Source organism: Effusibacillus sp. SKA8 (assembly GCF_058273125.1).
This window is the reverse complement of sequence record NZ_JBZCSF010000007.1, coordinates 1-12,631: the sequence shown is the minus strand read 5'-3', so window position 1 is coordinate 12,631 and position 12,631 is coordinate 1. Positions and strand designations below refer to the sequence as shown.

13 protein-coding genes are annotated in these 12,631 nt (G+C 54.2%); 7 read left to right on the top strand and 6 right to left on the bottom strand.

Going from position 1 to position 12,631, the window contains the following annotated elements; translation table 11 throughout:
• Window positions 1–10: 10 nt before the first annotated feature.
• Window positions 11–1,072: an NAD(P)/FAD-dependent oxidoreductase gene (locus AC4ED1_RS07370; protein WP_490937208.1), complete on the top strand. Its 1,062-nt coding sequence runs from the start codon at window positions 11–13 to the stop codon at window positions 1,070–1,072.
• Window positions 1,069–1,578, top strand: a complete 510-nt coding sequence (locus AC4ED1_RS07365) for an NUDIX hydrolase (RefSeq protein ID WP_490937206.1) — start codon at window positions 1,069–1,071, stop codon at window positions 1,576–1,578. Before AC4ED1_RS07370 ends, AC4ED1_RS07365 begins: the two co-directional genes overlap by 4 nt.
• Before the next feature lie 153 nt (window positions 1,579–1,731).
• Here AC4ED1_RS07365 and AC4ED1_RS07360 read toward each other — a convergent pair whose 3' ends face one another.
• The 3 genes from AC4ED1_RS07360 to AC4ED1_RS07350 form a co-directional block, all read right to left on the bottom strand.
• A complete protein-coding gene (locus tag AC4ED1_RS07360) occupies window positions 1,732–2,595 on the bottom strand; it encodes a 2-oxoacid:ferredoxin oxidoreductase subunit beta (protein WP_490937204.1) in 864 nt (287 codons plus the stop codon).
• A gap of 2 nt (window positions 2,596–2,597) precedes the next feature.
• Window positions 2,598–4,325, bottom strand: coding sequence for a 2-oxoacid:acceptor oxidoreductase subunit alpha (locus AC4ED1_RS07355; protein ID WP_490937202.1), 1,728 nt, complete (start codon window positions 4,323–4,325; stop codon window positions 2,598–2,600).
• Between the two features lie 78 nt (window positions 4,326–4,403).
• Window positions 4,404–5,363 carry a GntR family transcriptional regulator gene (locus AC4ED1_RS07350; RefSeq protein WP_490937200.1) on the bottom strand — a complete coding sequence of 320 codons (960 nt, stop codon included), beginning with the start codon at window positions 5,361–5,363 and terminating at the stop codon, window positions 4,404–4,406.
• A gap of 161 nt (window positions 5,364–5,524) precedes the next feature.
• On the opposite strand from AC4ED1_RS07350, the gene AC4ED1_RS07345 reads away from it, so the two are divergent.
• Window positions 5,525–6,256: a glycerophosphodiester phosphodiesterase gene (locus tag AC4ED1_RS07345; protein WP_490937198.1), complete on the top strand. Its 732-nt coding sequence runs from the start codon at window positions 5,525–5,527 to the stop codon at window positions 6,254–6,256.
• Here AC4ED1_RS07345 and thiO read toward each other — a convergent pair.
• Both thiO and thiE read right to left on the bottom strand, forming a co-directional pair.
• On the bottom strand, window positions 6,201–7,346 hold the full coding sequence (thiO, locus tag AC4ED1_RS07340) for a glycine oxidase ThiO (protein WP_490937196.1): 1,146 nt from the start codon (window positions 7,344–7,346) through the stop codon (window positions 6,201–6,203). The two genes, AC4ED1_RS07345 and thiO, sit on opposite strands and share 56 nt — an antisense overlap.
• A gap of 38 nt (window positions 7,347–7,384) precedes the next feature.
• The gene (gene thiE / locus AC4ED1_RS07335; protein WP_490937194.1) at window positions 7,385–8,038 is read right to left on the bottom strand and encodes a thiamine phosphate synthase; all 654 of its coding nucleotides are present in this window, start codon (window positions 8,036–8,038) and stop codon (window positions 7,385–7,387) included.
• Between the two features lie 361 nt (window positions 8,039–8,399).
• On the opposite strand from thiE, the gene hepT reads away from it, so the two are divergent.
• From hepT to AC4ED1_RS07315, 4 genes are read left to right on the top strand one after another with little or no spacing between them, the layout of a single operon-like run.
• On the top strand, window positions 8,400–8,843 hold the full coding sequence (gene hepT, locus AC4ED1_RS07330) for a type VII toxin-antitoxin system HepT family RNase toxin (RefSeq protein ID WP_490937192.1): 444 nt from the start codon (window positions 8,400–8,402) through the stop codon (window positions 8,841–8,843).
• Complete coding sequence (locus AC4ED1_RS07325; RefSeq protein ID WP_490937190.1) at window positions 8,840–9,838, top strand: ABC transporter ATP-binding protein; 999 nt, start codon at window positions 8,840–8,842, stop codon at window positions 9,836–9,838. Before hepT ends, AC4ED1_RS07325 begins: the two co-directional genes overlap by 4 nt.
• The gene (locus AC4ED1_RS07320; RefSeq protein ID WP_490937188.1) at window positions 9,819–10,619 is read left to right on the top strand and encodes an ABC transporter permease; all 801 of its coding nucleotides are present in this window, start codon (window positions 9,819–9,821) and stop codon (window positions 10,617–10,619) included. Before AC4ED1_RS07325 ends, AC4ED1_RS07320 begins: the two co-directional genes overlap by 20 nt.
• A 4-nt stretch (window positions 10,620–10,623) precedes the next feature.
• On the top strand, window positions 10,624–11,421 hold the full coding sequence (locus AC4ED1_RS07315) for an ABC transporter permease (protein ID WP_490937186.1): 798 nt from the start codon (window positions 10,624–10,626) through the stop codon (window positions 11,419–11,421).
• 101 nt (window positions 11,422–11,522) lie between these two features.
• Here AC4ED1_RS07315 and AC4ED1_RS07310 read toward each other — a convergent pair whose 3' ends face one another.
• On the bottom strand, window positions 11,523–12,173 hold the full coding sequence (locus tag AC4ED1_RS07310) for a 3D domain-containing protein (protein ID WP_490937184.1): 651 nt from the start codon (window positions 12,171–12,173) through the stop codon (window positions 11,523–11,525).
• Between the last annotated feature and the right edge of the window lie 458 nt (window positions 12,174–12,631).

The window sequence follows — 12,631 nt, the reverse complement described above, 5'->3', positions numbered from 1 at the left end:
CGAAGTATCGGTGCCGTCTCAGCGCTACGGCGTCTGGCGCATTCCCGCCCAACAAAGCGGTAAGCAAGCGCGTCGATTCGGCGGGATCGGTGGGACATGGCTGGGGGAATCGTTTTCCGCTTTGGCGGGTATTACGAAGGGAGAGGTTCGGATGTATGACGTTGTAGTCGTCGGCGGCGGTCCCGGCGGAATCGCGGCACTGGTCTGGTGTCACCGCTTGGGATTGAAAACGGTTCTGCTGGAACGCGGAAACGAATTGGGCGGACAATTGTTCAGGGTGAACAATCCAATCATCGATTACCTGGGGATTCCGGCGGCGAACGGACGGGAACTGCAGGAACGGTTTGTCGCGCACGTCAAAGGGCTTGGCAGCCCGTATGAATGCGGGGTGAACGTGCACGAATTTCATCTGGCGGAAAAGCGGCTGCTGACGAACCGGGGCGAATATCGGGCAAAAGCGCTGATCCTGGCCTTGGGAGCGAGTGATCGGAAACTGGGGGTTCCCGGTGAAGCGGAAATGATTGCACGCGGTGAAGTGTATTCCGCTTCCCGCGACAAAGAACGGTTTCAAGGAAAAAATGTGGCGGTTGTCGGCGGCGGCGACCGCGCGTTGGAAGGAGCCCTTCTGCTGGCGGAACACAAGGCGAACGTGACGTTGGTTCACCGCGGGGAGGGTTTCAAGGCCCGCAGAGAGTTTATCGAGCCGGTTCACAATCACCCGCGGATTCGGCTGCTGACAAATACGGTTGTCAAAGCAATCCAGGGTTTCGATCGGGTGGAAGCGCTTGTGGTGGAATCTCTCGGCACACAACACACGATTCCGGTTGAGGCGGTTTTCGTCCGAATCGGAGTCGTGCCGAATAGCGTCCCCTTAACGGGGCAAGTCGAGATGGACGAAGACGGATACGTGCGAGTCGATTCCCACGGTGAAACCAGTGTCCGCAACGTGTTTGTCGTGGGAGATCTTTGCACCCGTCCCCTTTTTTCCAGCGTAGCTGGTTCGGTCGCCCAGGGAATGGTCGCCGCCAAAGCGATTTCATACAGACTTGAAACCGGGGAGGAACATCTATGACAGCAGGAAACTCCGAGATTTTTCAATTTCCCGGGGCTTACGGGGGACAGGTCACGTTGTCATTCGATCCGGCTGCAAAGCAGGCGGCGGGATATGTGTTGGTCATGCCGTTTTATCGAGGCAAGCTCGTTCTGACCAAACACCGGGAACGCGGCTGGGAAGTGCCGGGCGGCACGATCGAGCCGCGGGAAATGGCGATTCAAGCGGCGATCCGCGAGACGTATGAGGAAACGGGAGCCGAGATCGACGCGATCGAATGGATCGGGCAGTATGTTATCACGGGAGAGAAAAAAGAGCCGATGGTAAAATCGGTCTATATTGCGCGAGTGGCGCGGATGCATCCGCTTCCCCCGGATTTCGAGACGGAGGCTGTCAGGATCTGCGACGAGCCGCCCGATCCCGACGTGATTGCAAACGACGACACGTACTCTCCGATTTTAAGGGACAGCGTATTTCGGCATGTGATGAACCGGATCAAACGGCTGAACCACCCGTTTTCCCGCTAATTTGCGCACCGTCAGCCAACGGATTGGTGGTGCCGGTTCCTATGCCGGATTAATCGGCGATTTGCACGGTGGAGGGTGGAGCCATAAAAAAATGGGACTGCTTCACCGGTACGATTCACCAGATCAAACAGCCCCCTGTTTAATTCTGTCATTTTACGCGAATTCTTTCATGCACTGCTCAAACAGTTCGCGGCTAAGACGAATGTCCTGGTTGACAAGCGGCTCCCGCTTGTAGCCGGGGATAAGATCCTCGTAAGCTTTACGCTCTTCCTTGAAAATCAAGCCGGTGCAGAGGCCGTTTGTTTCAACGATCTTTGCCATTGCCGCCGCGCGATTCGTCGGGTCATAGGTCGGATCGTCGTCAAGATTGGTGATATTTTCTTTGAAAAAGTCGTAAGTGTTGACCTTATTGAACGTGACACACGGCGAGAACACGTTGACGAGAGCGAACCCTTTATAGTTGATCGCTTCTTCAATCAGCCGGGTCAACTGGTTGATCTCGGTTGAAAAACCTTGCGCCAAAAAGGAGATGCCACCGCCGAGTGCAACCTGGGCGGGAGTCAAGGCATGTTCGATATTTCCTTCCGGAGTGGTTTTGTTTTTGAAACCGTGGGCGGATGTCGGGGAAGTTTGCCCCTTGGTCAGCCCGTAAATCTGATTATCCATCGTAATGTATGTGATGTCCATGTTGCGGCGCACCGCATGAATAAAATGGTTGAGACCGATGCCAAATCCATCTCCGTCCCCGCCTGCCGCAATGACGGTCAGATCGCGGTTTGCCAGCTTGACGCCTTGGGCAACGGGCAGTGCGCGACCGTGAATCGCGTGTACACCGTAGGAGTGAATATAGCCGGAGATCCGGCCGGAACAGCCGATGCCGGAGATAACGGCTACATTTTCAGGCTCTCTTCCGGTATTTGCCAATGCGCGTTGAATGGCGGCTTGTACGGAGTAGTCCCCGCATCCGGGGCACCAATTCGGGCGGACGTCGTTGCGAAAATCTTTTACGGTTGCCATTTTTAGAACAGCTCCTTGCAATGGGAGTAGATTTCATGCGGCAAATAGGGATTGCCGTCGTATTTGAGCTGCGACAGGAATTCACCCTTGACGCCGAAGAATTGCATCAGGTGTTTCAACTGGCCCGTAGCGTTATTTTCAACCACCAGCACCTTTTTTGCTTTATCGACACATTTCTGAAGCGTTTCGGTCGGGAACGGCGCGAGCACACGCAGGTGAGCGTGACCTACGCTCTTGCCTTCCGCCGCAAGCCGTTCCAAAGCTTCATCGATGACACCGATGGTGGACCCGACGGAAACGACGAGCAAATCCGGATTGTCAGATCCGGTGTAAGACAGGGAATTCGGAAGTTCTCCCCGCACTTTGTTCAGGCGTTTGTTCATCATTTTGGTACGGATTATAGCATCTTCGGTCGGACGGCCGACTTCGGTGTGTTCCACGCCGGTTACGTGGTGGATACCGCCTTTTTGACCGGGGAAGACGCGAGGCGAAATGTTGTCCTCGGTAAACTCGTAACGCTTGAACAGCTTTCCGGGTTCAACCGCCGCCAACTGTTCCGGAGTCGCCAGTTTGCCGCGGTCAATCGTGATTTTGTCGTACTCAAGGGGTTCAACGGATTGCTTGGCCAGCGACAATGCCAGATCGGTCATCAGGATGACGGGCAGTTGATATTTTTCCGCATAGTTAAATGCGTCGATCGTCATATAGAAGCATTCTTCCGCAGTCGCGGGAGCAAGCACGATTTTCGGGATTTCACCGTGGGTGCCGAACAGTGCCGCGTACATATCCGATTGTTCGTGCTTGGTCGGCATCCCCGTGGACGGTCCGCCGCGTTGGGTATCGATGATGACGACGGGAGTTTCCGTCATTCCGGCGAGACCGATCGCTTCCATCATCAGGGAAAGCCCCGGGCCAGAAGTGGCGGTCAATGCACGCACACCGGCATAGTTGGCGCCGACTGTCATCGTAATGGCGGCGATTTCGTCTTCCGTTTGAATGACGTGACCGCCCACTTTCGGAAATTTCTTGATCAAGTATTCCATCACGTCCGACGCGGGAGTAATCGGATATGCGGGCATCAGGCGGGCGCCGGCCGCCAATGCTCCAAGCCCGATTGCGTCATTGCCCATCATGAACAGACGCTGTTTGCCATCGCCGGGCTGCAGGCGGAATTCTTCGATTTCGCCGCCGATCTCTTTCATGTGGTCGAGCCCCATCCGGATCGCTTTCATGTTTGAATCCACGACTTTTTGTCCTTTCCGCAGGAACATGTCGGAGATTAACCCCTCAAAAGTGGATGCGGACAGACCAAGAACGCAGGCGGATGCGCCGAGCGCAACCATGTTTTTCATAATGACGGAGCCCGCTTCCTCGGCAAATTTGGTTAAGGGAACCGTAAAGAACCGTACGTCTTGCCCTTCCGGGGCAACCGGCTTAAATTTCTCGTCGGCGATGATCACGCCGCCGGGACGGAGTTCATGGGCGTTGAAATCGATCGTCTCCTGGTCAAACGCGATCAAGATGTCCAGATTGTCGGCATTTGCCCGACGAGGTTTGGTGCTGACACGGATCTTGTAGTTGGTGTGCCCCCCTTTGATCCGGGAAGAAAAGTGACGGTACCCGTACACGAAGTACCCATGGCGGTTGAGGGCGGTGGCGAAGATCTCGCCGGTCGAGTCAATCCCTTCCCCTTGTTGCCCTCCAACCTTCCAAGACAGTTGTTCTAGCATCCTGCACACTCCCCATATTTCTGAATAGTGGCGCCATGCGCCTGTACAAAACCCAAGATAGCGCTTTCATTCAAAAACCTATTGGCGCCGTATGTCGATGAGTGCGGCACGCAATAAGTTGATGGAAGCGACATCCGGTTTGTAAACAAATTCAATGACTTCCTGGCGGCGGTTGATCAGAGCTTCGACTTCGCGCCGGCGGCCGGGCGACACGATCAGAACGTCATGGACCGAAACAAAAGCGGCCAGTTCGTCCGTGTTTAGGACAGTTGCGACGTCGATATGCAGGTCAAGTCCCGCATTTTTCAGGGCGAGAAGCACTTTGCTGGCGAAATTGTCCGAGCGGCAGACCAGACCAATCCGTTTGCCGTGCGGAATCCGGGCGATTTTTACAATCGTTTCAAGCTGTGGGTCCAATGCAATCGCCAACACCTGACTACGGTTCCGGACGAGTTCTTTTACCTCATCATAATGAAAGAAAGTCGTAACGACAAGATCGGAGGCGAGGACTCTGGGCAGGTATTCCTCCTTATTATGCCGAAACTCGTCCAATACGATCGGAGTGATCGTGACACCGGAGCCAAATTGCAGCTTCTTTGCGAAAAAATCGACCTGCTCGCGGTTGCATTCAATGAACACAACCTGTACGTTATTGAGGATTTCTTTCTTTTCTTTCGCTCTTTGCTCGGTCATTTCCACGAACTCATCGATGGTAAAACCGAGTTGCAGGCCCTCTTCCAAAGCGATGTCGATGATTTTGTGGAGAAGGTCTTTCCGGTTCTCGATCAAGACCGCATCGTCGCGATCACAGACGAAAGTGCCGCGCCCCTGGACCGAAGTGAGAACGCCTTCCGCTTCCAATTCCTGATAGGCTTGGCTGACCGTATTGCGGCTTACCTTCAGCTTCTCGGACAGTTCCCGTTCGGTGGGCAGCTTGTCGCCGGCTTTCCACTGTCCGCTTTTAATTTCCGCCAAGACGGCTTCTTTTACCTGCACATACAACGGAATCCCGCTCTTGCGGACGATCGGAAACGGCATACCCTTCACCCCCATTGGCCTTGTTGGGAAGAACTATGGACCAATCCATTGATCCAAAATTCTATTCGTAATTATTATACTCGATACCGTGTACTTCTGAAAGTAAAATTTCACATTTTGTTAAAAATTTATTCCATAGAAACTGATTGGAGTTGATTGATTTGAAGCCATTGATCATTTCTCATCGCGGAGCGTCCGCTTACGCTCCGGAAAACACCATATCAGCATTTCGGATGGCACGGGATTTGGGGTGCCATGGTCTGGAGTTCGACGTGCAACTCACAAAAGACGGGGTTCCGATTGTGATCCATGACGAAACGTTGGACCGGACCACCGACCGCCAAGGACAGGTGTCCGCCCTGACCTGGAAAGAGTTCCAATCGGTTGACGCCGGCGGCTGGAAAGGAAAGAAATGGAAAGGGGAGAAGGTTCCGAGGCTGGAGGAAGTGTTGAGGGAGTTTCGCACCATGTTTCTCAATATTGAACTTAAAAATTCGATCATCCCGTATCCCGGACTGGAAGAAATGGTGCTGACGCTGATCGAACGATACTGCGATGTTTCGCGCGTCGTCGTGTCGTCTTTCAACCACGAATCTTTGTGGAAGATCAAAAAGCTGGCTCCATTCGTCCGGACGGGAGTCCTTTACGATGTCGAGCCAGCCGATGCGCTTGGATACGCTGAAAAATTGGGGGTAAACGCCGTCCATCCCCACTACAGATTTTTGACCAAAGAAAAAATCGGTGCGTTTCACGCCCGGGGTATGGCGGTAAACGCTTGGACTGTCGACGATCCGGCGGAGATGGCGAATCTCGTTCGCCTGGGGGTCGACGGTATCATCACCAATTATCCGGATCGCCTGAGGTCTGTGCTTGCAACAAGCGGGCGGGGCTGAAGGGCGCCAAATCCACGCTCGGTGTTTCACCCGCCAGCAGTTCCGCCAGTACAAGTCCGGTGATTGGAGCCAGCAATACACCGTTGCGGGAGTGGCCGGAAGCCACCAGCATTCCTCTGCTGCCGGGCAGTTCTCCCAAAAACGGAAAGCCGTCTTGCGAACCGGGGCGCAATCCGACAAGGTGATCGCTCCAGCCCAACCTGCCAAGCGGCGGCATGATCCGAACCGCGTCCGACACCAACCGGGAAATCCCTTGCAGGGTTGGAGTTTTGTCAAAACCGGCTTTTTCCATTGTGGCCCCGATATAAAGATGGCCGGTTAACTTCGGCACCATATAGGTGCCATGCGTAAATACGGTAAACGGCGTGATGGGAGCTTTTGTTTCAGCCAGTACAGCCTGCCCTTTAATCGGGAAAATCGGCAGCTCAAAACCGGCTGTTTTTCCCAGCAGACCGCTCCAAGCCCCTGCCGCCAACACCACATAACCGGCCTCATACCGCCCGTTGTTTGTTTCAACGCCGAGAACCCGGTCGCCCTGCCGCAAAAAACCGATCACTTCCGTATGCTCGCGAAAATCGGCTCCCATTGCACACGCAGCAGCCACCAAAGCTTTCAGCAGCGCCTGATTCCGGATCTGGTGGTCATCCGGCAGATACAAGGCTCCGAAGGTGGGGCCCAACAGTTCGCCGAAATCCTTGTACAACTCGTCATCCTCAAGCCATTGCGTCCGCTGGCCGTGGGAAGTCTGCCAGTCCCGGCGGGAAAAAAGCGTTTGCCGGTCCGCCTCCGACACGGCCAACCGCAGAATGCCGGCCGTCTGCAGCTCGATATCCAGGCCGGAACGGTCTTTCAACTCGTCCTGCAATTCCTTGTAGAGCGCCCGGCTTGCGATTCCCAAACGAAAAAGCGCGTCCGGTTTTTCCATCTCCACCTGGGCGCCGAGCATCCCGGCGCCCGCCTGGGTCGACTGGCTGCCGAGGGTGTGTTTTTCCAGCACCAGCGGCCGAAGCCCTTTTTTCGCCGCGTAGTAGGCGATTGAACAACCGATCACACCGCCGCCGACAATACAAACGTCGTAGGTTGTCTGCATTTTCTTCTCCCCCAGTGGTCAATTCCTAATTTTTGCGTTCATGTGAGACTGCGGCGCGGTTTGTACGCGCTTGCATCCATTTTGGCTCGCAACTGGCGGGCTGCGGCCTCCGGGTCCCGCTCATGGGAAATGGCGCCGATTACGGCGATACCCGCGCATCCTGTCGCCAGCACTTCATCAATATTGTCTGCCGTTATGCCGCCGATGGCCAGTACCGGAATCGAAACGGCGTCAACCACTTCCTGCAGGCCTTTCACACCTCGCGGCGGCAAGCCCGGTTTCGACTTCGTCGGGAAAATGTGGCCGAACGTGATATAGCTCGCTCCCCGTTTTTCCGCCCGTTTTGCCTCTTCAACCGAATGCACGGAACACCCGAGATGCATCCGGTTCCCGGCAAAATTTCTCACGACATCGACCGGCAGGCTCTTTCCCGCAAGATGAACGCCGTCGGCGGAAAGCGCCAGCGCGACGTCGACCCGGTCGTTGATCAAAAAGCGGGCCGCGAAGGAATCGACAATCGGCTTCAAAGTTTTTCCGAGTTCGTACAAGTCAAGGGCCGGCGCCGATTTGTACCGGAGCTGGATGGCGTCGGCACCGCCGCGCAGCGCTTTCTCGACAATGCCGCACAATTCGTCGGCCTGTTTCATTCCGTCAGTGATCATATGCAGTTGGAAACGCTGTCTTGTTGCCATGACGAAAAGTCTCCCATCTCTTAACGTATATAACGTTATAACGTAAAAACCGCCCTGTCCTCATAGCCAAACAGCCGAATCACAGCGTGCGCGGCGGCACGCCGTCAAACCGGACTTGCGTGATTCGGAGCACTATGGAGGATGGCGGTCAGTTCAATCTGCTGAACCAATTTGATTGTCTTTCATTGTACCACCTTTTTTCGCCAAGGGTCAATGTTCCTCATATCGGTAAGATTTTTATATGGGCTGACACGTGTTCCGGAAACAGACGTTTTTGTGAACTTAACCGGAAAACGGGGTAGGCTTTGCGGAGAAATTTTTATAAAATAAGGAAAACATAGCGGGAAAGGATGAGGCCGATTTGTTTATTACGGATTTGCACCGGCAACAGATCCGGCAGTATTTTTCGGAGATGAACCGTTATCTCGACATCCTGGAAAAAGTGGCCGCAACGCCCCGCGATGAATTTCGCGCCAACGGCATTCTGCAAGCCGCGGGGGAGCGTGCTTTGCATATCGCTTTGGAATGTGTGACCGACGTGGGAAACCTGATCATCGACGCGCTGATTATGCGCGATCCCAGTTCTTACGAGGATATTGTGCAAGTGCTGGCGGAAGAGAACGTGTTTCCCCCGGGATTTGCCGGATCGTTTATGGAAGTCGTGAAATTCCGGCGCATTCTGGCACACGATTATCTCGAGCGCGATACGGATCGCCTGTTCACCATGATTACAGGTCATGTCCGTGAGTTTTCCGAATTTCAAAACTATGTGGCGGATTACGTGCAGTTAGGGAGTCTGGCATGACGCAGGGAATTCGCGTTGAAAATCTGAGTAAAATCTTTAAAGTGCATGAACGGCAACCGGGGTTCCGCGGCGCGTTGCAAAGCTTGTTCCGCCGCCGGTACCGTCTGGTGAAGGCGATTGAAAATATTTCGTTTCGGATCGAGCCGGGCGAAATTGTGGGATTTCTCGGTCCGAACGGTGCCGGCAAAACCACGACCATGAAAGTGCTGACCGGTCTCTTGTTCCCGACATCCGGGACGGTGGAGGTCGCAGGACATGCTCCTTTCCGGCACGAAGCGGCTTTCAAAAAGAAGTTCTCGCTGGTCATGGGACAAAAGTCGCAATTGATCTGGGATTTGCCGCCGATGGAGACGTTTTTGGTGAACAAAGCCGTGTATGAGATTCCGGATGCGGAGTTTCGGGAGACATTGGACGGATTGGTCGAACTTTTGCAATTGCAGCCGGTCTTGCGCAAACCGGTCCGCCAATTGTCGCTCGGGGAGCGGATGAAATGCGAGCTCGCCGCTTCGCTGATTCACCGGCCGCAAATTCTGTTTCTGGATGAACCGACCATCGGGCTGGATGTCAACATGCAGGAGTCGATTCGCCGGTTTATCAAAGATTACAACGAGCAGTTCCGGGCGACGATTTTGTTGACCAGCCATTATATGGCGGACGTGGTGGCGCTTTGCAGGCGGGTGATTATCATCAACCGCGGGCAAATTTTGTACGACGGGGAACTGGACGCTCTGGTCGAACGGTTTGCACCTTACAAAGTGGCGAATTTGATTTTGAAACACCCTGTTTCGGAAACGGAATTGGCGGTGTACGGAGAGATCGTTGCCTGCGAGTACCCGCGCGTGTCGCTGCGGCTGCCGCGGCGCGAAGTGCCGTCACGGTCGGCCGCGATTCTGGCGGCGCTTCCGATCTCGGACTTCACGGTTGAAGATCCGCCGATGGAAGATGTGATCGGGCACGCCTTTGAGAGGGATGCTCATGCGGCGACTGTTTCGTAAATACGTGCAGTTGATGCGGGTCGCCTGGCTGATTTTGCTCGAATACCGGGGGGAGACCTTCTTTTATATGTTCGGTTCTTTTGTGGCGCCGCTTGTCACATTGGCCGTCTGGCTGGCCGTCTCCGGCGAGGGACGTGTCGGCGGATACGGGGCGGCCGATTTTGTCCGGTACTTTCTGGCCGCCATGTTTGTGATGCGGTTGACGATTTCGTGGGATGTCTGGGAATTGGACGCGCAGATTCGGGAGGGCGCGTTTTCCTCCTACCTGGTACGGCCCTTCAACCCGATCCACTGGCGAATTGCCGAAAATCTGGTTTATAAGCTGTTTTATCTGGGGATAATGGTTGCCGCATGGGGAACTGCGCGGTTTTTCCTGCCGGTAATCCGGCTGCAATTGACGGTTTGGCAGTGGGAAGCGGTTGCGTTTTCGATTGCGCTTGCTGCGGCTATCCGTTACATGCTCGGGTATTGCATCGGATTGCTGGCCTTTTGGACAAATCGCTCCGTTGCGGTTTTTACGCTGGTTGACGGAATCGGGTTGTTTCTCCGGGGAATGATCGCTCCGCTCGCTTTGCTCCCGCCTTTTGTGCAGACGGTTGCCCAAATCAGCCCGTTCTACTGGATGCTCGGGTTTCCCGTCGATTTGATGACGCGTTCCTGGTCGCAGCTCGATGTCGTAAGCGGATTCGCCGCACAAGCGGTCTGGTTGGCCGCATTCCTGCTGCTTTACGCGTGGATGTGGCGGCAGGGACTGAAGAAATACGGAGCGGTGGGAGGTTGAAAAAATGTCGGGAGTCCGGAGGTATTTGCGAATTCTCCGCGAATTTCTGCGGGCCGCGATGGTGGAGGAGATGGAATACCGTTCCCATTTCGTTTCGAATCTGCTGACGACGCTGTTTGGTGTGGCGATGGCCGTGTTGACGGTGCAGGTGTTTTTTTACCAGACCAGGAGTCTTGGCGGTTGGGGATTTTACGAAGTTCTCATTCTGCTTGGAATTTTTAATGCATTGCAGGGCTTTGTCGATATGGTGCTCCGCCCCAACATCGGTCGGATCGTGGAGCACATTCGGAAGGGGACGCTGGATTTCGTCCTGACAAAGCCGGTCGACAGCCAATTTTTCATGTCGTTCCGCCACATCGTCATCTGGAAGATGTTTGACATTCTGGTGGGGGTTGCGATCGTTGCGGTGGGTGTGTACGGAGCGGGGATTTCACCGGCGGTCTCAGATGTGCTTGGATTTGTTCTGTTGATGCTCGCGTCAGTTGTCACGCTGTACTCTCTGTGGATGGGAGTGATGACGCTGTCATTCTGGTTTGTGAAGGTGGAGAACATCTCGTTTTTGTTTTCTTCTTTTTTTGAGACGGGGAGGTACCCGGTTCAGCTATATCGGGGATGGTTGCGCGTGCTCTTGACCTATGTGTTCCCGATTGCGGTGATCACCACATTTCCGGCTGCTTCCTTGATCGGGAAAATCAGTTACGCCCAGATCGCGGTATCGCTTGGGATCGCATCGGTCACGTTTGTGCTGACGCGCCTGTTTTGGAAAAAAGCGCTCCGCTTTTACACGTCGGCGAGCAGTTAAAATGAGTAACCGGCTGCGCCTAGGGAGAACGCTTGATAAGTCCCGAAAATAAAATTGGCATGACTTGCTTTTAACGGCAGGTCATGCTTCTTAACTTTTGTTTATTCCAGGATGTAGACGGATACTCCTTGTTGTACGCCGAATTCCAAAGCGGTTCGGATATCGTCAAAAAATATGTCAATATGTTCTCCCTTAACGGCGCTTCCCGTGTCTTCCGCCGTTCGGACGCCAATTCCTTCGATATAGACTTTGCTTCCGAGCGGAATTAGTTTCGGGTCGACGGCAATCGTTTTCCTTTCAGTCGCTTGCCTGCCGGAAGCCGTTATGCCGTAACCGGGGTCTCCCGGCCGTTTGCCCGTCGACTCGGGGCCGGCCGTATAGGCTGTCAGTTTGCAACTCAGGGCCCGGCTGTAATAAATCGGTTGGCCGGAGCGGCTGAAAACGGTTTTCCTCTCAAGCGCGAGCACAGGCTGGGTTGCGCTGGTGACCGGCATGACCGGCGGTCTGCCGGGAATCGTTAATTTCACGCCCTGTCCGAGTTTTTTGAGACTTGCCGCAGGATTCAGTTCCATGAGTTGGTCAAGATCGACTTGGAAGCGTTGAACAATTTTCCAAAGCGTATCGCCCGGTTGTACCTCATACGTAAAAGAAGATCCAACCGTCGGCGCGGTTGCTGTTGCCCCGGTGCTTGGCGCCACGGCAACAGCAGGGAGATTGCTTGACAGCGACGTGTAGGCAACAACTGTCAGCAAAGCAACTCCCCACCTGGGGATGTCCATTGGACGGTCACCTCATTTTTACAGATTCCACAATAGCATGTCCAGAAGAAAAGCAATTATGCATGCGGTTGACGACCGGTTTTCTGCGGCAAGCTTCTCCGTTATGTCGTCGTATCGCTGGTCAGGCCGGAAGGATAATTTTTTAATCACGATTCCGTCTGCGGGCAGAGACGGATGTCCTTGAACATGAGGGCCGTAGGTAAAAGGAGAATCTCGGCAAAAACGGGAGGGGACCGAAGTATTTGTCGGTTTTTGTTTTCTTGTGGAGGTTGATAGTTTGTCGACGTGCATGCTAGTATAGCACGTGTCGCCGCGCAAATGTGCAAATGCGAAACAAAAGCGGTGTGGTCAACATCCGATCAAGCTGAGATAGTTTTTGGAATTGTGAATTACCAGTTGAAATACCGGGTTGGATGTGATAAGATAGCTTT

Excerpts from the sequence above, each read along its gene's own strand:
- AC4ED1_RS07365 (WP_490937206.1), top strand. The coding sequence starts at position 1,069 with ATGACAGCAGGAAACTCCGAGATTTTTCAATTTCCCGGGGCTTACGGG.
- AC4ED1_RS07360 (WP_490937204.1), bottom strand. The coding sequence starts at position 2,595 with ATGGCAACCGTAAAAGATTTTCGCAACGACGTCCGCCCGAATTGGTGC.
- AC4ED1_RS07355 (WP_490937202.1), bottom strand. The coding sequence starts at position 4,325 with ATGCTAGAACAACTGTCTTGGAAGGTTGGAGGGCAACAAGGGGAAGGG.
- AC4ED1_RS07350 (WP_490937200.1), bottom strand. The coding sequence starts at position 5,363 with ATGCCGTTTCCGATCGTCCGCAAGAGCGGGATTCCGTTGTATGTGCAG.
- thiO (WP_490937196.1), bottom strand. The coding sequence starts at position 7,346 with ATGCAGACAACCTACGACGTTTGTATTGTCGGCGGCGGTGTGATCGGT.
- thiE (WP_490937194.1), bottom strand. The coding sequence starts at position 8,038 with ATGGCAACAAGACAGCGTTTCCAACTGCATATGATCACTGACGGAATG.
- AC4ED1_RS07325 (WP_490937190.1), top strand. The coding sequence starts at position 8,840 with ATGACGCAGGGAATTCGCGTTGAAAATCTGAGTAAAATCTTTAAAGTG.
- AC4ED1_RS07320 (WP_490937188.1), top strand. The coding sequence starts at position 9,819 with ATGCGGCGACTGTTTCGTAAATACGTGCAGTTGATGCGGGTCGCCTGG.
- AC4ED1_RS07315 (WP_490937186.1), top strand. The coding sequence starts at position 10,624 with ATGTCGGGAGTCCGGAGGTATTTGCGAATTCTCCGCGAATTTCTGCGG.